General features: G+C 41.9%; 21 protein-coding genes and 2 pseudogenes. 11 read left to right on the top strand and 12 right to left on the bottom strand.

Features of this window, described 5'->3' with window-relative positions:
- The first annotated feature begins 48 nt into the window (after positions 1 to 48).
- A complete protein-coding gene (locus tag N0824_RS09275; protein WP_108936550.1) occupies positions 49 to 372 on the top strand; it encodes an alpha/beta fold hydrolase in 324 nt (107 codons plus the stop codon).
- 19 nt (positions 373 to 391) lie between these two features.
- On the opposite strand, the gene N0824_RS09270 is transcribed toward N0824_RS09275, so the two are convergent.
- On the bottom strand, positions 392 to 1,024 hold the full coding sequence (locus N0824_RS09270; protein ID WP_108936549.1) for a response regulator transcription factor: 633 nt from the start codon (positions 1,022 to 1,024) through the stop codon (positions 392 to 394).
- 262 nt (positions 1,025 to 1,286) lie between these two features.
- Here N0824_RS09270 and N0824_RS09265 point away from each other — a divergent pair, with 262 nt between their 5' ends.
- The gene (locus N0824_RS09265) at positions 1,287 to 3,521 is read left to right on the top strand and encodes an MASE1 domain-containing protein (RefSeq protein ID WP_108936548.1); all 2,235 of its coding nucleotides are present in this window, start codon (positions 1,287 to 1,289) and stop codon (positions 3,519 to 3,521) included.
- Between the two features lie 280 nt (positions 3,522 to 3,801).
- Here N0824_RS09265 and N0824_RS09260 read toward each other — a convergent pair whose 3' ends face one another.
- From N0824_RS09260 to N0824_RS09250, 3 genes are all read right to left on the bottom strand, one after another.
- Entirely contained in the window at positions 3,802 to 5,634 is a 1,833-nt protein-coding gene (locus tag N0824_RS09260) for an SH3 domain-containing protein (RefSeq protein WP_108936547.1), read from the bottom strand.
- A gap of 61 nt (positions 5,635 to 5,695) precedes the next feature.
- Positions 5,696 to 6,277, bottom strand: a complete 582-nt coding sequence (locus N0824_RS09255) for a hypothetical protein (RefSeq protein ID WP_146184273.1) — start codon at positions 6,275 to 6,277, stop codon at positions 5,696 to 5,698.
- A gap of 212 nt (positions 6,278 to 6,489) precedes the next feature.
- Positions 6,490 to 7,599 carry a DUF2235 domain-containing protein gene (locus N0824_RS09250; protein ID WP_108936545.1) on the bottom strand — a complete coding sequence of 370 codons (1,110 nt, stop codon included), beginning with the start codon at positions 7,597 to 7,599 and terminating at the stop codon, positions 6,490 to 6,492.
- Between the two features lie 520 nt (positions 7,600 to 8,119).
- Between N0824_RS09250 and N0824_RS09240 the strand changes: the two genes are divergently transcribed.
- Entirely contained in the window at positions 8,120 to 8,836 is a 717-nt protein-coding gene (locus N0824_RS09240; protein ID WP_108936543.1) for a hypothetical protein, read from the top strand.
- Positions 8,837 to 8,905: 69 nt separating this feature from the next.
- On the opposite strand, the gene cysK is transcribed toward N0824_RS09240, so the two are convergent.
- Together cysK and N0824_RS20975 are read right to left on the bottom strand one after the other, a co-directional pair.
- Positions 8,906 to 9,865 carry a cysteine synthase A gene (gene cysK / locus N0824_RS09235; RefSeq protein ID WP_108936542.1) on the bottom strand — a complete coding sequence of 320 codons (960 nt, stop codon included), beginning with the start codon at positions 9,863 to 9,865 and terminating at the stop codon, positions 8,906 to 8,908.
- Between the two features lie 57 nt (positions 9,866 to 9,922).
- Positions 9,923 to 10,069: a hypothetical protein gene (locus tag N0824_RS20975; protein ID WP_199224900.1), complete on the bottom strand. Its 147-nt coding sequence runs from the start codon at positions 10,067 to 10,069 to the stop codon at positions 9,923 to 9,925.
- Positions 10,070 to 10,152: 83 nt separating this feature from the next.
- Between N0824_RS20975 and N0824_RS09230 the strand changes: the two genes are divergently transcribed.
- The 6 genes and pseudogenes from N0824_RS09230 to N0824_RS09210 form a co-directional block, all read left to right on the top strand.
- The gene (locus N0824_RS09230) at positions 10,153 to 10,848 is read left to right on the top strand and encodes a hypothetical protein (RefSeq protein ID WP_108936541.1); all 696 of its coding nucleotides are present in this window, start codon (positions 10,153 to 10,155) and stop codon (positions 10,846 to 10,848) included.
- A complete protein-coding gene (locus tag N0824_RS09225) occupies positions 10,845 to 11,207 on the top strand; it encodes a hypothetical protein (RefSeq protein WP_108936540.1) in 363 nt (120 codons plus the stop codon). The genes N0824_RS09230 and N0824_RS09225 overlap by 4 nt, the downstream gene beginning before the upstream one ends.
- Before the next feature lie 15 nt (positions 11,208 to 11,222).
- The gene (locus N0824_RS09220; RefSeq protein ID WP_108936539.1) at positions 11,223 to 11,753 is read left to right on the top strand and encodes an HNH endonuclease; all 531 of its coding nucleotides are present in this window, start codon (positions 11,223 to 11,225) and stop codon (positions 11,751 to 11,753) included.
- A 604-nt stretch (positions 11,754 to 12,357) separates the two neighbouring features.
- On the top strand, positions 12,358 to 12,480 hold the full coding sequence (locus N0824_RS21580; RefSeq protein WP_002737208.1) for a hypothetical protein: 123 nt from the start codon (positions 12,358 to 12,360) through the stop codon (positions 12,478 to 12,480).
- A 24-nt stretch (positions 12,481 to 12,504) separates the two neighbouring features.
- On the top strand, positions 12,505 to 14,145 hold the full coding sequence (locus N0824_RS09215; RefSeq protein ID WP_108936609.1) for an MBL fold metallo-hydrolase: 1,641 nt from the start codon (positions 12,505 to 12,507) through the stop codon (positions 14,143 to 14,145).
- Between the two features lie 178 nt (positions 14,146 to 14,323).
- Positions 14,324 to 14,941: pseudogene (locus N0824_RS09210) on the top strand (Rpn family recombination-promoting nuclease/putative transposase); the annotation flags it as partial.
- A 192-nt stretch (positions 14,942 to 15,133) separates the two neighbouring features.
- Here the strand turns inward: N0824_RS09210 and N0824_RS09205 are convergent.
- Together N0824_RS09205 and N0824_RS21575 are read right to left on the bottom strand one after the other, a co-directional pair.
- Positions 15,134 to 16,135 (bottom strand): pentapeptide repeat-containing protein, encoded by a 1,002-nt coding sequence (locus N0824_RS09205; protein WP_108936538.1) that lies wholly within the window; start codon positions 16,133 to 16,135, stop codon positions 15,134 to 15,136.
- Between the two features lie 196 nt (positions 16,136 to 16,331).
- Positions 16,332 to 16,466, bottom strand: coding sequence for a hypothetical protein (locus N0824_RS21575; RefSeq protein WP_255420522.1), 135 nt, complete (start codon positions 16,464 to 16,466; stop codon positions 16,332 to 16,334).
- Positions 16,467 to 17,162: 696 nt separating this feature from the next.
- On the opposite strand from N0824_RS21575, the pseudogene N0824_RS21665 reads away from it, so the two are divergent.
- Positions 17,163 to 17,255, top strand: a pseudogene (locus tag N0824_RS21665) (hypothetical protein); the annotation flags it as partial.
- Between the two features lies 1 nt (position 17,256).
- The gene (locus N0824_RS09200) at positions 17,257 to 17,844 is read left to right on the top strand and encodes a Uma2 family endonuclease (RefSeq protein WP_108936537.1); all 588 of its coding nucleotides are present in this window, start codon (positions 17,257 to 17,259) and stop codon (positions 17,842 to 17,844) included.
- 32 nt (positions 17,845 to 17,876) lie between these two features.
- Here N0824_RS09200 and N0824_RS20525 read toward each other — a convergent pair whose 3' ends face one another.
- The 4 genes from N0824_RS20525 to N0824_RS09185 all read right to left on the bottom strand — a co-directional run.
- Complete coding sequence (locus tag N0824_RS20525; protein ID WP_146184272.1) at positions 17,877 to 18,080, bottom strand: hypothetical protein; 204 nt, start codon at positions 18,078 to 18,080, stop codon at positions 17,877 to 17,879.
- Positions 18,031 to 18,213 (bottom strand): type II toxin-antitoxin system HicA family toxin, encoded by a 183-nt coding sequence (locus tag N0824_RS09195; protein WP_012267861.1) that lies wholly within the window; start codon positions 18,211 to 18,213, stop codon positions 18,031 to 18,033. Before N0824_RS09195 ends, N0824_RS20525 begins: the two co-directional genes overlap by 50 nt.
- Positions 18,210 to 18,401, bottom strand: a complete 192-nt coding sequence (locus N0824_RS09190; protein WP_002800870.1) for a type II toxin-antitoxin system HicB family antitoxin — start codon at positions 18,399 to 18,401, stop codon at positions 18,210 to 18,212. The genes N0824_RS09195 and N0824_RS09190 overlap by 4 nt, the downstream gene beginning before the upstream one ends.
- A gap of 270 nt (positions 18,402 to 18,671) precedes the next feature.
- Positions 18,672 to 19,163: tetratricopeptide repeat protein (locus N0824_RS09185; protein WP_146184271.1), on the bottom strand; the 492-nt coding region annotated here is incomplete at its 5' end.

Genomic DNA, 19,163 nt, shown 5'->3' with positions numbered 1-19,163 from the left:
TGCATCATTTTGTCAACGGCCAGTAATTCGAGTTTTGTAAGAGATCTTATGAACAGAATTAACAATATTGTTTTGGTTCACGGTTTTTGGGCCGATGGTTCTAGTTATAATCAGATAACTGCCCAGTTATTAGCCGAAGGATACGCAGCGATCGCTGTGCAAAATCCTCTCACTTCTCTAGCCGATGACGTAGCTGCGCCAAATTGGTATATTGTCTCTAGTCAAGATCAAGCCGTCCCCCCAGAATTACAGTTTAATTTGGCCGAGAGAATGGGAGCAAAGACAGTGGTTTTGGCATCCGGTCACGTCCCGACTATTTCCCATGCTTCAGAGGTTTTAGAGGTGATTAGAGAAGCATCGAATAGGGGATAAGTAAATCGCAATTTTCTCCTTAAACAATACCCGACCGTAGGGCAATTACGGCCGCTTGTACTCGGTCATCCACGGCTAATTTATTCATAATTCCCCGCACATGGGTTTTAATCGTATTGGTGCTTAAATAGAGTTGTTCGGCGATTTCAGCGTTACTTTTGCCTTCAACAATTAACTTTAAAACCTCCATTTCTCGCTCGGATAAAAGTGCTAGATTGGGATTAGGTTGCACTGCCGGCGGTTTGAGATTATCCATGACTAAACGGGCAATTTGGGGGTCTAAATAGGTGGCTCCGTCCCTGGCCGCTTCAATGGCGGCCAAAAGGCGGTCGAGACTGGCTCCCTTGATACAATAGGCATCAGCACCACTGGCCAGCGCCGCGATCACTTCCTGTTGCAGAGTGTGGGAAGTGAGCATGACCACATGAACATTAGCTAAACCCTCCTTAATCTGTTTAGTTGCCGCAATGCCATCGAGACGGGGTAAACCGATGTCCATGATCACTAAATCCGGCCGTAGGGATAGGGCTAATTGTACCCCCGCTAGACCATCACTAGCTTGACCGACGATCTCAAAATCCGGCTGTTCACCGAGCGCTTGTTCTAAACCTAACTGCATTAAAGGATCGTCTTCAACAATTAAAATCCGCATGATCTTTGATTCCTAACGGGAAAATGTACGGTTTTCACCCATCTGCATGAAGCAGAACTACTCCTAGTTTAGGCAATCTGGAGAGAGATTAACAGTGATCAGCGATCAGTGACCAGTGACCAGTGATCAGTAAACAGTAATCAGTAATCAGTGAAAAGACAGTGGGAAACTACTATTTAATACTGCTCGCTTAATACACACTGCTCACTTAGAACTCAAATCTGATAACTGATAACTGATAACTGATAACTGATAACTGAAAATGCTACGGATTTCATCAGATCGGTCTAAAATTGTGCTTGTTGCCCTAGTTTATCTGGGTGTTGGTTGGCTAGGCTATCTCTGCTTAAATTTAGGGTTGCGACCTGCCCCGATTTGGATGAGTGCCGGTATTGGCTTAACTGCTGTTTTTTTAGGGGGAAAAAGGCTAGTTTTAGGGGTTTTTATCGGGGATTTGCTTCTGACCTTCTTTTTAGGGGGCAGTTGGCCCATAGCTCTATTTTCAGCGCTCGGCAGCAGTTTATCGGCCCTGTTAGGGGCGCAATTCCTGCATTATCTGAGATTTTCCGCCACTTTACAGCGCATTCGCGATATCCTTTTACTGGTATTTTTAGCGGCTTTATGCGCCTCGGCAGTTAATGCCACTATCGATACTTTTGCCCGTAGTTGGCTAAATACTTGGGATTGGCGGCAATTTGGACAGTCGTGGGGCATTATCTGGCTCGGAGATAGTACAGGAATATTAATGACCACGCCGCTGCTGTTGCGTTTTTGCTTCCATCGTCACTCTCTGCGGGAACCCCGGCAACCCCAACGCTTTGGCGAGGCCTTACTTTGTCTCAGTTTGCTAACGGTGGTGACTTCCGTGGTTTTTGGTGGTCAACAGAATTTTCTTAACCCCGATTGGAGTATGGTGCAGTACCTCGAATATCTCCCTTTTCCCTTTGTGGTTTGGGCCGCCATGCGTTTTCAGACCTGGGGAGCGGTAATAGCCAATTTTTTAGTATCTATTTTAGCTTTGATGGGATTGGCTGGGGGAATCAGCCCTTTTATCCTACAGGCTCCCGATTATACCAGAGGTGTCCTGATATTACAAATCTTTTTAGTCATTGTCATGTCAACTTCTCTGTTTTTATCGGCGACGATTAGCGAAAGACAACAGATCGATCGAGCTTTAAATGAAACTTTAGAACGAGAACATTTACTAACACAAGTGGCTTTAAAAGTCCATCAATCTTTAGATATAGATCAGGTTTTAAATACCATTGTTGAGGAAATCAGAAATTTTCTCGATGCCGATCAAGTCTATATCGGTCACTGTCAAGAGGGGGGTTGGGCCAAGGTAATCGCCGAGTCCCGTAGTCCCCAGATTCCACCGCTGATGGGTTGGTTTCCCGAACCAGAATTACTGGAAGAATTGGGACAATTATTTTCTTTAGATAAGTTAATTATTGCCGATAATACCGCTAAGGTGGAAACTCTGCCGACTCTCAAGGGTTATTACGAATACCTGCAAGTTAAATCCTCTTTAGTTTTACCTCTAACGGTTAATCATCAACATTTAGGTGCTTTAGTTGTCCATCAATATTCCCATCCCCGTCATTGGCAAAAAAGCGAGGTCAAATTATTAGAACAGTTAGCCACCCAAGTTTGTATCGCTATCGGTCAAGCGCAACTATATCAGAGGGTGCAAAGATTGAATAATAATTTGGAACGGGAAGTGGAAACAAGAACCCTGGAACTGCGGGAAAAAGTCCGGGAAATTCAGCGTTTATACGAAATGAAAACGGTTTTTTTACAAGCAGTATCCCACGATCTTCGCACTTCGATTATGGGATTAGTGATGTTATTAAAAAATTTCCAGTGTCGGCCAACAGAAAAAGTAACTATCTCGCGAGTAATGCTCGATCAGGTGGTGCGTAGTTGCGATCGACAATTAACTTTAATTAATGCTTTATCAGAAAATCATTTTGCTGAAGAACGGCCTTTAATCTTGCATCGTCAACCTCTATTTTTAAAAGAACAGGTGGAAATTTGGCTGAAAGATTGGCAAAAAGATTTTGATTTATACCAAGCTACTTTTATTAATCTTCTCCCCGATAACTTACCCGCTATTGATGCCGATCCTTGTCAGCTAAGAAGTGTTTTTGAACAATTATTAAATAATGCCTTAAAACATAATCCTTCACCGATTCAATTAGCTTTAGATGCTCGTATTGACCAAGATATGCTCTACTGCACTTTAAGCGATAATGGTATTGGCATGGACGAAGAACAATGTCAACATCTTTTCCATTTATATGTAAGAAATCTTCATAATCAACACCTAACGGGAATCGGTTTAGGTTCCTACCAATGTCGGCAAATTATCGAGGCTCACTCCGGCAGAATTGGGGTAAAAAGTACCCCCCAGGTTGGCTCACAGTTTTGGTTTACTTTACCCCTTGCCCATCAAAATTATCGAGTAATTAAGCAGGAGTTAGTCAACAGTAATTAGTGATTTTTAACGAGAGCGAGATGATTATGCTTATCGCTCTTCTAAAACCCTGGGGGATATAGAATGAAGATATATAGCCTGAAATCAAGAGGTGGTAGATGGTTAGGCCACTCCCGGCCTAGCCAAAGGTTAAATTCAAGGCTTTTAACTCCGACATTACGCACATCTTCATAACTAAACCCGATCAAACCATACCAAGTAACGAAGAACCAACTTTTCATAATCCCCTAGTAGCCTGATAAATCCCTTATGGGGTCTGACTACTAGGATCGGTAGCAGTTTAAAGGCTAATTCGGAAGACACTTAAATCCACATGATTAGCGTAATATTGCGCCCGTGCCATGACATCAGAACCGTAGTCATTGCCTGTTGTCCCAATATCCATCCCTTCTTTGGTCTGGACATTACGAAGTCCTGAATTATAGGCAACTGCTGCGCCTTTAATGACGTAACGATCTTCCCAATTAGGATGTTTTTGTTGGACTTGTTGGAGGCAATTAGCAAAAATGCCTGTAGCTTGTTCAACGTGGGCTAAACTCTTGGGACCATCAGGTATTCCTTCGACCGTATGGGAGCGTTTGTCCACTTGCATAATGCCAAAAGCGTTACCCCCATCTCCCCAACCATCGTTGTGTAAAACATTTCCACACCGAGATTCTCGACTGGCAACGGCCGCCAATAAAGCTGCCGGAACTCCAAATTTAGCTGCGGCAGTACAGAAACAATCGGCCATGGCTTTTACCCGTTGTAGGTCAGTTTGTGCCATTTTGTGGGAAGATTGCACCCCTGCTGACAGTCCATCCTGAGAAGCAGTCGCTGCGGATGCACCTGTTGTGGGGGCTTGCATTAAGGCTTGATCCCAACGGCTGGCCGGTGGTGGATCGAGGTTAATATCAACGTAATAGGCGGCCACATAACCTTGTTGATTGTTGCAATCAATTTTTAACCAATCTGTGCGCCCAAAGTCATATTCACTGCCAGGAATTTCTTCTAGGACTTTGAAGGTTGTTCCTGTGCTTAAGGTGAATAAAATGTTTGAATTGGTATTGGGTTGGCTTCTGACGTTAAGGGTACTCGATACCCGATGATTCACTCGTCCTTCGGCACTCTCAATTTCCAGGACTTGAGGAGGATTATTCTCATCGAATTTATCAATGTAGTAAGTGGCGGCATATCCCGTTTGTCCCCCCTGTTGGATTTGATACCATTGGGTTTGATCATTAGGAGGATAGGGAGAACCTGTCACTCCTTGCAGAATGGTACAGGTAGCACCGGGGCTTAATTCAAAGAGAATGGGGGCGGTTGTGGAGGCTTGACTCCGAACATTTAGGACAGTCTGCACATGATTATTAACTCGGCCTTTTGCCAGATTACTGGGTTCTTCAGGTTGCTCGGTGACATCAATATAAACTGCCGCCGCAAATCCTATTTTTCCGTCTTTGTAAATTTTGTACCATTGATTTTGGTCACGGGAATAGGTATCTCCTGTGACTTTTTCTAAGACAATACAAGTTTCCCCAAAGCGTAAGGTAAACTGCACAGGTGCGGATAATTTGGCATCATTTCTGACATTAAGACTCGTAGTAACTTGAGCATTAACTGTGCCGATATCGCCATCAGGTGTGGGTGTTGAGTCCACTAAAGGTGCATGATCTAAAATATCTAAAATATCAGTAGGATCTAGCAAGTCAGAGCGCCGTTGATAAGGACGATTTCCAGCTTGTGTTAATGCACCATTTTGAGTTCCTTGATACATTTCTAAGTGCAACATTGAACTGCCGGAATGAAGACGACCAACATAGGCAATCACTTGACCTTTTGATACTCTTGCTCCCACTTGAATGCCACGAGGAAGCATCTGTCCAATTTCACAATAACGGATAACCATTCCGTTATCATGCTTCACTTCTATAGCATTCGTTCCAGAGAAAAAAGCATAGGGACCGACGATAACTTTCCCATCTGCCATTGCTAAAATTTCCGTTCCTTTTGGTGCGATTAAGTCACAACCTGCGTGTTTCCGACCACCGGGACGATCTGCACCAAATTGTCGTCCGCCATCTTTATAGCTTAAACTGGGTCTTTGACGAAGTGGAAAGATAAAGTAAGACATAATTTCTATCCCTGAAATTACAAGTTTTAACAACAGACAAGGAGACTTGACTGATAGGCATTTATTCAGCTGCTGCTCCTAAGAAAATCTCAATGACCCGACCCTGATCAAAGGTAAAAATTAATCCTCCATAAATTGAACCAGCGACAAAAGTTTGATCAGGTATTGACATCTCTTGATCTTTTTCTTTGGCATAGGCAAGGCTAACCTCCTCTATTGAACTGCCAATTTTTATGCCTCGTTTGGTTGGAAGTGTTGAAGGGGAAACTAATTTAATAAAGGCAATATTTTGCTGTCCTTTTTCAGTTTCTGATGCCATGCTGAGGGTAATACCTTGATTAGAATAATACCAATATTGATGATAAAGTGCATCCCCTGCCCAAAATTCTACTTGTCCTTTTTGTGTAGGATTTCCGAGTAATTGAATAACTTGTTGAGCAGAAAAATCAAGTTTTATTTCCCCTAATATTTCCTCTCTCATCAAAGCAAAAGAATCGGATTCTAGGTTATCCGTTATCAATAAATTTTGGATGATTTTGACATAGCTTTCTTCGCTTAATTGAGATAGGAGATGGGGGCTATTAATGGGGAGAACAGCCAGACTTAAACTAACTGAAATAATACTTCTCATCAAGTTTTTCATAGCATCCATCCCCATTTGAGGAAACTTTTGTCATCAATGAGTTATGATTCAAACGCCAAATAGTCCTAAAAGTGTTGCTTAGTAAGCATTTCACGTCCATAGGCAAAAATTACCACACAAAGCCGAGCAGCTCTGTAAATCCTCCTAATTAGGTCAGATTATGAGTGTTTATGTAAGTAAAGTGAAGGCGACATTTTTGAGGTAGAGAAGTGCTAAACAGAGACTATTTCTTTCTTTCTCAAAGCACCAAGCTCTTTCTCAAGCATCATTTGAATTTCGGGAATAGCGGGTTTATAAGGGGGATTAAGATTCAGGTCTATCCAGCGATTTTTAACACTTTCATGTAAATTGCTAACATCCCCTTCAAATTGGCGAGGTGCTGTTCCCGTTACATTAAATGGCCATTTTGTCGTATTATCAAAATACGCACTAGAATTGGGATGAACTTCATGTTGAATATAACTTTTATCTAAGGCCAAACCCAAGGCTTCGACTTGTTCCATCATCCACAATAAAGCTCCATCGGATAGGCCAGATTCTTCCTGAGAACCTCCACCAACGCAACCATGACCCCCCGGAAACCAAACCTGAACCACTTGTTCTTTTTGTTGTCTGATCTGGGTAGAATGGGGGTGCATTAGCGTTACATCGAAGACTTTACGAATTTCATCAATGGCAACTGCATGAAACGCCTTTTCAATTGTGGGATTGATGGTCGAATCATAAAAGCGATAACGTTCGTTGAACCTTTCATCCAAGTGCAGAGAATGAATGATATTGGGGATACCTAAAGAAGCAACCGTATCCCAACAGCATAAGGCTTTAATGGGAACTCGTCGTCCATACTGATTACGGAAATCAATGGCATTTTTACCGTTAGGTGCGTTATTTGGGTCTTGTTTTTCTCGGTAAATTTCGTAGGCTTTGGGGATTTGTCGGATAAATTCTCGATACAACAAACCACAATTATAAATTAACCCAGCTAAACAGCGTACAGTGTAAGCTCCCCGACTAAACCCAAAGAGATAAATTTCATCTTCAGGTTGATAGTTTAAGCACAGAAAACGATAGGCATCCTCAATCTTATGATCAATGCTAATGCCTAAAGCACCTCCACCAATTTTAATTAAAGTATCAGTCACCTCGGCATTAGTTTGTTTTGTCCCAATGCCTTCGTCATAATAGATGATTTGACGGATAGGGTTGCCCTTACTATCATCAAGTGGCGTGATAGCTTGCACCATTTTGACAACATTGGTCGGATAACCTTGTCCTAAATCTTGCCAAGTTCCATCACAACAAACAATAAGACGGCTTTTCATAGCGATGAACCTCCTAGGTTTCTTAAAACTCGCCAGTTTATGGAATATTTGAGGATTCTAGTGAATCATGACTCAAAATTATCGAGATTTTCCTTAAGGTAAAATTTCCGCAAGACTCAACCGAGACAAAGGAAGTTCTAACTCTGTTCGGAAGTGAAATAGATGAGTTAGACAGCTGGCGTGACTAGGTAAAATTAGTTGCGGTATTTATACTTAATACTCTAGATCGTCTATCAGAGCTTGCTGCCCTAAAGACAGCAAATTAATATATTTCTTGAGGTTTCTATATATAAGTTTACAGAATATTGTTGAGCTATTTATTACTAAAAAAAATTGAGTTTGATGGCAAACAATCTTAACACCTAAGCTCGCCAATCTGAACTTTAGCCGATTCTCGATCGCAATTTTAGGCCACCCTAGCACTGCGCTCTTTTCCCACGAGGATTTTTATCAAGAAAAATGATCTGTCTGCCTGAGAACAGGCTATAGTGATCATCAAACCCTCAGTGAAAAACTTCCCGTGTCTTCAGTATTCCGCCTTCCTCCCTATTTCTCTCCCGCTCTGCAGCGTCGAGTCATGAAAACTCTCGCCGCAAAAAAAACCCGTCAATTCTTGACATGGGCGGCAGCTTGTGCTAGTTTTTTGATCCTCTGGGCGTGGAATTGGCAGTTAGTTTTGGCCACTTTAACTGGGGTGGGGGCGATGATCGGAGTTTACCATCTCCAGGGTCAAAACTGGCCATCACTGTGGCTGTGGGGGCGTGCTTTTTTCAGTGCCGATAGCGGTAAGTTAACTTTAGCGGTAGTCTGTGGCGGTTTAGGCAGTTTAGCCACCTATCTCGCTGTGGCAATTTGGACCTATGCCGAAAATCGCTGGTTAGCTCTGGCCTCAATTTTGCAAGGATTTGGCACGGTTTTGACTTTAATCCTGCTAGGATGGCATTTTCTCGACCATCGCGGTCAAAATGAGTCAAAAAACTTCGATGGCTGGTTAGAAAAATTAACAGTCAATGATCCCTTAATGCGCTTAATGGCAGTCCGACGTTTAAGTGAAATGCCACTTTCCCCCAGTCGTCGAGAACAATGTCAAGAATACTTTCGTTATCTTCTCTCGCGAGAAACCGATGCACAAGTGAGATCGGCTTTATTGGATAATTTTGCTGGCAAAGAAGCAATCAAACCGCAACCTTTACAAATACCCCTACAGGTGAAAAAATCCCTCTTGAAATATGATTAAAAAGCTCTCTGCTATTAGCAATCAGCCCTCAACTAAAGCTGACTGCTAGAGGCTGAGGAGGATATTTTTTCACACCAAAGTTAACTCGCGCTCCTCGATATTTTGGAACATCAGCGTACTCAGATAACGTTCTCCAAAACTAGGCTGAATCACCACAATTAATTTACCCTCATTTTCTGGTCGTTGGGCCAGTTGAATCCCAGCGCAAAGATTGGCACCGGAAGAAATCCCTGAAAGCAAACCCTCTTCTTTTGCCAGACGACGACCAAATTGAAAAGCTTCCTCATCACTGACAGTAATTACCTCATCAATCAGATCCGTGCGTAAAACTTCTGGAATAAAACCCGCACCGATACCTTGAATTTTATGGGGACCGGGATTACCCCCGGAAATCACCGGACTATTGAAAGGTTCCACCGCGACTACTTGAAAACTAGGTTTACGCGGTTTAATCAATTCAGCGACTCCCGTAATCGTGCCTCCAGTACCCACACCTGCAACAATAAAATCTACCTGTCCCTCCGTATCTTGCCAAATTTCCTCAGCAGTGGTGAGACGGTGAATTTCTGGGTTAGAAGGGTTGCGAAATTGTTGCAACATATAAGCGCCGGGGATACTATCGACGATTTCCTGAGCGCGTAAAATTGCCCCTTTCATGCCTTGGGAACCGGGGGTAAGTTCTAGGGTAGCACCGTAGGCTTTTAACATCGCCCGGCGCTCTAAACTCATCGTTTCCGGCATAGTTAAAATCAAGCGATAACCCTTAGCTGCCGCAGTCATCGCTAGAGCAATTCCCGTATTGCCAGAGGTGGGTTCCACTAAAATCGTGGTTTCTGGATTGATTAAACCCGCTTTTTCGGCGCTATTAATCATGTGAGTGCCAATGCGGTCCTTAACGGAAGCAGCGGGATTCATCCCTTCTAATTTCATCACAATTCGGCCAAGACAGCCCTCCGCCTGGGGAATCCGATTCAATTGTACTAAAGGAGTGCGGCCAACCAATTCGGTGACATCGTGAGCGATACGCATGATATTTTCTCTGTCTGGGTGATTCGTGTGCTTATTTATAGCGGTAAGTTCTCAGCTTTAGCGTTTGAGAATTTCCTCACTAGCCAAGGAGGCGCTATATAGCTCACTTATAGCAAAGGCCAGCCCTAGATCGGCAAAATTTCCATTTTCCTTTGTTTCTTTCGTCAGTCCGAGTTGATTCCCAGAGACAGGCACAACTACCATGACCGATAAGATTGCTTTTTTCCAAAAGCTTATACTTGTACTAAAATAACTATGGATAAGTTACCAAAGTCAGAATTACGGTCATGACCATTAAATCTAATCTAGCCCTATTGAAAGAACAACATATAGAAATCAAGGGCTATTTGAGCGATAGGTTAAAAGCACGTCATCTAGAATGGATTGTAGAACATCTTGATGATCCTGTAGCGGCGGAATTGTTCCAGATTATCATACAAGAACGAAATGAGAGAGCCAAAGTTAATTCAAATCAGTCCTTGCAAATATCCAGACACGAGGGCAAAATTGAACAGTTAGGAAAAAGTAATCAGAATTTATACAACCAGAATGTTGAGCTTAAACAAGAAGTCAGTTATTGGCAAGAAAAAGTTAATGAATTGCTACAAAAGTTAGAGCAGTTACGTCAAGATTTATTAGATTTTGATCAATCTGAGATTTATCGTTTAGGTCAATGGTTAAAGGCTAGTCTATCTAAAACTGGCCAGGAACGTCAACAGGCTTTACTAGAAAAGGAATTAGTTCATAAAGACAGTTATAATCTAGCGGTGAGCGATCTAAAAAATACTATTCAGCAACAACAGGATGGGATTACACAAATAAAAGAGCGAGCCATCTCTACAGTTGAATCTCTGGAAAAAACTAATGATAAACTACGAAGACAACTGGGGGATATTAAAAAATATATTATTAATAACTATGGCGATAAAAAGTGGCAAGAAATCAGTCGTTACTTTGCAGATGACCAGGAACTGAAGCAATGAAGTTACTAGAAGAAATAAACTATCGCCAATGGCAAAAAAGAAATAGTGAACTATTTCATGGCCTTTCCCTAGAGCAACAAAGACAAGCGAGAAAAAAGGGCTATTATAATAGCGGCTGGGGAAAGGTTAAAAGCTCTTGGGAACTTCTTCAGGATTTAAAAAATAATACTTATAAAGTTGTCAGTTTATTTGAGCATGAATTAAATAAGGGAAATCTTGTCAAAGCCATGGATTTAGCAATTATTGAGTCTGAAAAAGCCCAAAAAATGTCTGAAGAAGGAAAACAAGAGTTGGAAAAAGTCTCGAAAAATTTGCATGAAATAGCCGATAAAACTTTGGCTAAATATCCTTTATTATGATTATTATGTACTGCCATGACTAAAGTATCAAAATCAAAGTTGTCCCAATTATATAGCTCCGATGAAATTGCAGAAATCTGGAATGCTAATCAACATCTAGCAGTTATCGAACATCCCCAAAAAGGATTAATTAGCCCGAATCAATATCGAACAATGGCCAAAGAAAAACCCTGTCCTTTTTGTGGCAAAAAGATGAAACATGGCGAAGAATTTAAAACTTCTTCTAAGTCAGAAGCTATCAAAAGGGGTTACGAATATAATAATTCTCAAGGGGAAAAAGTTATTAATCAAATCAATCGGATATTTTTTCATCCCAATTATGTCACTATCGATCATATAATTAATAAAGTCCGCTGTCCAGAAAAAATGTTTGATTTTGATAATTTACAACTGGTATGCTGGCAGTGTAACCAAGCAAAAAGTGATGATAATGCCTATGAACTTCGTCACACTTATGAGTATTTATCTAGTCTAGTCGATGAAACAGCAATTCGTTATCCTCTTCTGGAAAAGACCAATGACTTAGCCAAGTTTAACAAACTTTAATTTTAATCAACCTTAATTAAGTTTATAATCTGACTAAATAGCCTTCAACTCTAATCGAAAACTCATAGTAAAATTTCACTATAATTGAGTTGAGCTAATCTGAGTTAAAATCAATAACTTGTTTGCTTTTGCCTCATGTCTAAAAGGGACAATTTACACCTATCATTAGGTCGCACTTTAGCAAAGGAGAATTTAAAGTCAGGCTAAATTTTTGTAAAATTTTCTTGACTATTATGACAAAAGATGCTAGGTTTTCAGATAATTTTCAGTAGTTTTTGATGAAATCATCACAAATTACTGGCAAGTTTAATAGACCTCTTATAAAAATCAAAAATTGTTGTTGGGGTTAGGAGCCAGTAGTCAGTAGTCAGTAGTCAGGAGAATTAAGAATGAATAATAATTAATTAAATGGTCTATTTACAGATTTTATGCAATTTAATCCTTATTTTTGCCGTTTTTGAACCCTTAAAAATTAATTATGCAAGAGGTTTAATTATGAAAAAAGGTTGAGCGCCGATGGTCAAACCCGAAACCTAGCTGCTAACAACCGAAAAAGTTGGGTTAGTATGAGGGGAGATACCCTCTGAGGAGTTGCACTAATTATATGGACATCAAATTAATCTTGTTGGCATTAACGGCTGTATTCACCGTCTCTTGTCTCTTTTTCGGCACCCGCAACGGTTTTTACGATAGCGATAACTACGATGGCAATGGTTCCGCTCACTAACCAGTCATCATGATCAGGGTTGCCATGGTTCAACGCTCTACTGCCGTCTGGGGGTCAAAATCCCTTTTATCCTGTTTACCTTTTGGTGTCGGTCACGCGTCGGAAGGGGTTTGTCTCCTACTGAAAATCGGTCCCTATCGCATACTTTTAGATTGCGGTTTGGCCGATATGCAACCCCTGACCCAAAACAAAAAACCACCCGTGGATCTGGTGTTCTGTAGTCATGCCCACAGCGATCACATCCGTGGGTTAATGGCTCTCCATCAGACCTATCCCCAATTGCCAGTTTATGCCAGTGAGGTGACAGTACAACTGCTGCCCCTACAATGGCCCGATTCTGTCGAGGAAATCGGCAGTTTCTGTCAGGGTTGGCCATGGCGATCGCCGATCGCTCTCTTTGATGATCTCACCGTCGAGATTTTTCCGGCTGGCCACCTACCCGGGGCCGCCGTGGTTCTCTTCACCTACAAAACCCCCAAACGCACCTATAAGGTCCTCTATACCGGCGATTTTTCCCTGTCTAATTTTCAACTGGTGGAAGGATTATCGATCGATCTGCTGCGGGGAATATCCCCCGATGTGCTGATTATTGAAGGCAGTTACGGCACAGAACGCCATCCCCACCGACGACAGCAGGAAAAACAGTTGATGAATCGCATCTATCATGCGATCGCTGAGGGACAAAATGTCTTACTACCCGTCCCCGCTTTGGGATTGGGTCAAGAAATTTTAAAATTACTGAGATCGCACCACCAATTCACGGGCCGCGACATTGATATCTGGGTTGGGGGCAAGATCGCTAAAGCTTGCGATGCCTACCTAGAAATTTTACCACAATTTCCCGCATCTGTCCAGAATTTTGCCAAACATCAGCCCTTATTTTGGGATGAGCGCATCTGTCCCCGGTTGCGAAGGTTGCCAGAAAAACCGACACCTCTAGGGGGAACCACTCCGATAATTTTACTAATTGATCGCCTAGAGGAGGTGAGTAAATATCTGCAAGGGGATAAACCTTGGTTAATGTTAGTTCCCCAACACCTGCACGATATCAACCTGGAGAATCCCCGATTAAAAGCGGCACAGCGTTCGGGATTAATTAGCCAAGAAACCTATCTACTGGCCGAACATAGCGATAGTCGCAACACCACCCAACTGATCCATAACCTGCGACCGCAGCATATCATGTTCGTCCATGGCTCGCCCCTATATCTAGCGGATTTGACCAGTTTAGAAGAATTACAAAGCCGTTATCAACTCCATTCTCCGGCCGTGGGAACTCTGGTGGAATTGCCTATTGGCGATCGCTTTCTGCAACCGACACCCCCGACCCCCAGTCACTATGAGGGAGAATTAAATGAATCGGATTCGATCGTCACTATCACCTTACCAGAGCCGATTACCCGGGATCCCCGGTGGAGTAATTTCGCCGATACGGGACTGGTGGAAGCACGCTGGCAAGGAGAAGAATTATTATTGCGGGGAGTCTCCCAACGGGAATTATTAAGCGAGAGTCCTAATCGCATCACCAAAGCTTTAGAGGAGATGGATTGCTGTCGTGTCTGTGTCCACTACAAAAGTCAGCGCTGTTGGAATCCCGCTTCTCCCCTCTACGGTTTTAAAGTGGTTGCCGAAGGCTATTGTCCCGTTTTTGAAGCCAATATATAATTAGGATGTAGTGAAAAACTTTGGGGGTTAGGAGTCGGTCTTTAGGAGTCAGTATTCTTGGACTTCCTCCCTACAGAAATACTAAAAAATTAAATTTTAACTTAGGCTCTTCAATCCATGAGTAGAAAACGGGTTTCTCGGAGAAACCCGTTTTCTGTGCGTTACTCAACGGATTTAGTGTGAGGTACAATTTCAAGAAGATGAGGCTTTTTATCAGCGCTTTTTCACTGAAATCTTCTTATATCTCAGTAAAACCGACTTAACCAATGATTGGCGGGGTGTGATTGTCTATCCTAACCCTCAAGTAGAAACCAATCAAGTTCAACGCTATCGGGAACTCCTCAACTCCGAGCGAGTCAGACGGATTTATCTGAATGAATTAGAAAACACTCCTCAAACTTCGATTGGTTTAGCCACAGTCCAATTAATCACCCTATCTAAAGCAAAAGCTATTGATAGCACCCGAAAATTAATCCAAAGAGTGAGAGAAGAATTAACCCCCGACCAAAAACCGCAAGAACTCTTACAATTAATAGAGACGATTCTCGTTTATAAGTTACCGCTTCTCAATCGTCGGGAGATAGAAACTATGTTTAGTTTAGATGAATTAAAACAAACTCAGTATTTTCAAGATGTGCGCGAGGAAGCGCGTCAGGAAGGTCGTGAGGAAGGCAGACTAAACAAAGCACTAGAGGCGGTCCCTCGTTTGTTAGCCTTAGGGTTAAGTGTTGAGCAAGTCGCATCCGCCTTAGAATTAGAAGTTAAACAGGTTAGAGCTATACAAAACGGGACATAATACACAAGGGCTGCTGAAAAAGTTTGTTGGTCGGGCTAGGAGTCAGCCTTGAATCAGTTATCAGATGTGAGTTTTCAGTTCACAGTTTACTGTTCACTGTTCACTGAAAATACTTCCATCTCCCCAGGAAAAACCCCACGGTTATAGAAATCTTGGCAGAAAAGTCTCTACAACCGAGTTTTTCTAGGAATATTAGGAAAGGAGATTACCGCGACTACCGTTAGGAAGAATAGTTTCTTCGAGGGAAGCAGAAAGAAGATTATTTTCGGTTAAAATCGCCCCGATTAAGTTAGCTTGTTTGAGATTAGCTCGTTTAAGATTGCTTCCCACTAAATAACTCAAGAGTAATCCCGCTTGGTGTAGATTAGCACCGGAAAGGTTAGCGGAGGCTAAATTAGCACCGAGAAGATTACAACCGGTTAAGTTAGCTTGGCGAAAATTGGCTTTATTCGCGTCAGTTTTGCTTAAATCGGCTCCGGTTAAGTTAGCTCCCTCAAAATCGCTACAATTGAGGTTAGCTCCCGTCAGATTAGCACCTTCGAGGTTAGCATAACGTAAATCCGCCCCGCGTAAATTCGCCCCGCGCAAATCGGCATAGCTGAGGTCGGCGTATTGAAGCTGGCAGTTTTCCAGATTGGCTTGATAGAGATAGGCTCGAATTAGGTTAGCCTCTTTTAAGTTAGCATGGCTAAGATTAGCAGAGCTAAGAATAGCACGAGTGAGAATGGCCCGTTTTAGGTTAGCTTTCTCCGCCATGGCATGGGTTAAAGTAGCTGAGGTGAGATTAGCGGCTTCCAGATTCGCTTTCAACAGTTGGGCAAAAAGTAAGCTACTGTGAATTAAACAGGCAGAACTTAAATCAGCCTTTTTGAGGACAGTATTACTCAAAATTGCGCCGCTTAGGTTACTTTGGCGCAAATTTGCCCCAGAAAGAGCGGCTTTAGTTAGGTTAGCATCGATAAGACAAGCTTTGCTTAAATTAACTTCTTCGAGGGAAGCGTCCTTGAAATTAGCGTTAATTAAACAAGCTTCGGTTAAATTGGCTCGTTTTAAGTAACTATGACTTAGGTTAATCTGGTTTAAACACTGTCTCTTTAAATTGACTCCGCTAAGTCTGACTTCGGCAAAGTTGCGTTCACCTCGATTATACAGTTCGATTAGATGTTCACGATTGGTTAAGGCATTGCTACTCATAAAATAACTAAATTGTTCTGGAAGCTGATTTCCAGAGAATTGGTTGGGGAAAATTACTGATGATGAAGTCGATTTCTAGGATTAGTACAGGGAGCAACTAGGGATTTTTGCGAATAAATAGAAATTTTCAACCAATTACGGGCTTAATCCCTATTGGTAATCACTAAAACCGGTAAAGAACAAAAAGAATCGGGGTTCAATACCAAAAACAACCCCTACCTAAACCCGCCACTTGTTGCCAGCCAGGTCTAGGCATTAAATTAGAGAAGTCTTGTGCGTCAGTTTTTCTGACTGAATCTACTGCCTCGCCGATGTCTTGACTCGGTATCATACAGTTGAATTGGTTAGGTCTGCTTAGTCAGTCCAGTAGCCAAAAGGCTAAAACTCTTAATCACCAGATTTCGGGGACTCTCCAGTTGAGCGGCCATAAAACCTTGTAAAAGTCAATCCCTCTTAGGGATGAACTGCCCCATTTTATTCCCTGAAGCCTTGGTTTAATGAGTCTATCAGGTTGTGGCCTGTTTTGGCAAGAGCGCTTAATGGCTTTTTAATCAATTCGCCAAAAGGCTTGATTTTCCCTAGGGGTTAACGGAGGCAGGGGGCAGGAGGCAGGAGGCCGTTTTTGTAATGGGGATTTATGCCCCGCTCCAAAAACTTTTCGCCTTAAAATGCGAGGTTTTAGACCCGATTTTTTCGATAAAAATTACAGAAATACAAGCCTCCGATCGTGTAAAAATTTATATACAGTTCGAGAATATAGAAGAAAAAACAAAATTTTTTTAAACAGGAGTTAAGTAGCTGGTTATAATTAAATTAAAAATGGATTTTCCCTTTAATCCCCCCTTGATCCCCCCTTGATCAGGGGGGTGCCGATAGGCGGGGGAATCTGAAAGTTTTCAATACCTACCTACTTACTAATATTGTCAATGACTATGTATAATTATTATTAACTTCGATTAAACAGGGAGTTTCCCACGCCAATCCACCCAGTCAGGTTACTTGAGAATTTGGCTGACAAGTTGGAGGTGAAACGGGTATCTCTTTAGTGACCAAAGGTTCAGCACCAGCTAATATTAAAGTTGCTATTGAATGGGAATTTAACCAAGATAAGGGAGGTTAGTATGCAAGTTCAAGTCGAAAAACGGTATTATACACCTGAAGAATATTGTCAGCTAGAAGAAACAGCAGCATACAAAAATGAATATCTAGATGGAGAAATTATTCCTATGACGGGAGCAACAACCAATCATAATCTAATTGCTGGTAATTTTTATAAAAATTTTCCGACTAAGATTAACAATGAAGATTATTGGGCTTTTATGAGTGATGTCCGGTTATGGATGCCAATATACCGCTTTTATACTTATCCTGATGTCATGGTGATTAAAGGCAAACCATTATATGAAGGAAAAGGCACAAATACTGTAACTAATGCGTTAATCATTGTCGAGGTTTTATCAAAATCAACCAGAGATTATGACCGCACTGATAAGTTTAAGTTTTATCGTTCAATTCCTGACTTTAAGGAATATATTTTGATCGATCAATACCGTTATTATGTGGAACAATTTTATCAACAAAATAATGGAGAATGGTTATTTAAAGCATCTGAATCAGAGAATGATGTTTTAAGGTTTTATTCTGTAAATTTTCAAATCTCATTGCTGGATATTTATCAACGAATTGATTTTAATTTAAGTGAAGAATAAGGATTAAATCCCATCTCAATTATCTACCAAAATCAGTTGATATTGCGATTCTCAAGATCAAGAAGGAAACCCAACAAAAAAATAAGAGGATGGGAATAGCGATCGCCCTTTTTTAAAATCCTACAGTAATCATTTTTCCATAGCTCCTTTGCTTCCTTGTAGCCTTGTTTGATTGGCACTGTGAATTTATCTGTCACCAGTAAGACTTTTGATAATCTTTTTAGCCAATCGCTCATTAATTTCTCGATGTCTGGGAATTGGTTCTGTTTTTCCAGTATCTGGATTATGGTAAATATCATGTTTCCCTCCACGTCTAATCAAGTAGCAGCCAGCTTGCTCCAATTGTGCAATTAAATCATGTCTTTTTATGCGAATTCAAACTCTGCAACTCTCTTGATTCCGGGGATTTCTTCCGTAGTAAATGTTCTGTAGAGATCGATCAGGTTTTCGATTAATTCTTCTAAGTCAACACCTTGGGTCCAATGATCGGGAAATTCATTCAAATAGCCCAAGAACATCCCATCTGATTCTTTCCAATATGTATATGGAATTCTCATGGTGAAATCCTCATTCTGCGTTGCTAACGATATTAAGTTGACCCCTATTATAACGGAATTGCTCTCAAGCCACGATCAGCTTTATTATCAGGGTTGGCAGCGAGATTGCCGCCTTAGACTTCGTTAATGCAGCCGACAAAATTTGCGATCGCTCATTCAGACAGATTTAGGTGTTGGGTTTTAGGTTTCCCTTTCCCCTAAAATTGAGAGGTCTTCTTTAACCCATTGATTCGCTCAACCCAACCGACGGACTCAACCCAAGAAAAAGGACTAGACCGCGCCTAATTTCCGTAGGAATTCCATAACCGCTTCATATAACGCCGCGTTTCTTTGCTGGCGGGACAGTTCGGCGGCTTGTCGCAAATCTCTGATCGCTTTTTCCCTTTCTAGTCGATAGTAATAAAGAACCCCCCGATTGTAGTAAGCCGTTGCGTTTCGGGGATTAATGTTGAGCGCCTGATTGTAATCGGACAGGGCGAGGTCGGATTTCCCCTGTTCGTAGTAAAGAAACCCGCGATTGTTGTAAGCCTTTGCGTATCGGGGATTAATGTTGAGCGCCTGATTGAAATCGGACAGGGCGAGGTCGGGTTTCCCCTGTTCGTAGTAAAGAGACCCGCGATTGTAGTAAGCCTCGGCGTATCGGGGATTAATGTTGATCGCCTGATTGAAATCGGACAGGGCGAGGTCGGCTTTTCCCTGTTCACCGTAAAGACCCCCGCGATTGTTGTAAGCCTTTGCGTATCGGGGATTAATGTTGAGCGC

It is taken from the genome of Microcystis sp. 0824, from assembly GCF_003112475.1.
GTDB classification, from domain to species: Bacteria; Cyanobacteriota; Cyanobacteriia; order Cyanobacteriales; family Microcystaceae; genus Microcystis; species Microcystis aeruginosa_C.
The sequence above is the reverse complement of the archived record's forward strand: the minus strand, read 5'-3'. Positions and strand labels throughout refer to the sequence as shown.

Bases quoted from the DNA above. Each gene is read 5' to 3' on its own strand.
- N0824_RS09275 (WP_108936550.1), top strand. From the start codon at position 49: ATGAACAGAATTAACAATATTGTTTTGGTTCACGGTTTTTGGGCCGAT.
- N0824_RS09270 (WP_108936549.1), bottom strand. From the start codon at position 1,024: ATGCGGATTTTAATTGTTGAAGACGATCCTTTAATGCAGTTAGGTTTA.
- N0824_RS09265 (WP_108936548.1), top strand. From the start codon at position 1,287: ATGCTACGGATTTCATCAGATCGGTCTAAAATTGTGCTTGTTGCCCTA.
- N0824_RS09260 (WP_108936547.1), bottom strand. From the start codon at position 5,634: ATGTCTTACTTTATCTTTCCACTTCGTCAAAGACCCAGTTTAAGCTAT.
- N0824_RS09255 (WP_146184273.1), bottom strand. From the start codon at position 6,277: ATGAAAAACTTGATGAGAAGTATTATTTCAGTTAGTTTAAGTCTGGCT.
- N0824_RS09250 (WP_108936545.1), bottom strand. From the start codon at position 7,599: ATGAAAAGCCGTCTTATTGTTTGTTGTGATGGAACTTGGCAAGATTTA.
- cysK (WP_108936542.1), bottom strand. From the start codon at position 9,865: ATGCGTATCGCTCACGATGTCACCGAATTGGTTGGCCGCACTCCTTTA.
- N0824_RS20975 (WP_199224900.1), bottom strand. From the start codon at position 10,069: ATGGTAGTTGTGCCTGTCTCTGGGAATCAACTCGGACTGACGAAAGAA.
- N0824_RS09230 (WP_108936541.1), top strand. From the start codon at position 10,153: ATGACCATTAAATCTAATCTAGCCCTATTGAAAGAACAACATATAGAA.
- N0824_RS09225 (WP_108936540.1), top strand. From the start codon at position 10,845: ATGAAGTTACTAGAAGAAATAAACTATCGCCAATGGCAAAAAAGAAAT.
- N0824_RS09220 (WP_108936539.1), top strand. From the start codon at position 11,223: ATGACTAAAGTATCAAAATCAAAGTTGTCCCAATTATATAGCTCCGAT.
- N0824_RS21580 (WP_002737208.1), top strand. From the start codon at position 12,358: ATGGACATCAAATTAATCTTGTTGGCATTAACGGCTGTATTCACCGTC.
- N0824_RS09215 (WP_108936609.1), top strand. From the start codon at position 12,505: ATGGTTCAACGCTCTACTGCCGTCTGGGGGTCAAAATCCCTTTTATCC.
- N0824_RS09205 (WP_108936538.1), bottom strand. From the start codon at position 16,135: ATGAGTAGCAATGCCTTAACCAATCGTGAACATCTAATCGAACTGTAT.
- N0824_RS21575 (WP_255420522.1), bottom strand. From the start codon at position 16,466: ATGATACCGAGTCAAGACATCGGCGAGGCAGTAGATTCAGTCAGAAAA.
- N0824_RS09200 (WP_108936537.1), top strand. From the start codon at position 17,257: ATGCAAGTTCAAGTCGAAAAACGGTATTATACACCTGAAGAATATTGT.
- N0824_RS20525 (WP_146184272.1), bottom strand. From the start codon at position 18,080: ATGAGCGATTGGCTAAAAAGATTATCAAAAGTCTTACTGGTGACAGAT.
- N0824_RS09190 (WP_002800870.1), bottom strand. From the start codon at position 18,401: ATGAGAATTCCATATACATATTGGAAAGAATCAGATGGGATGTTCTTG.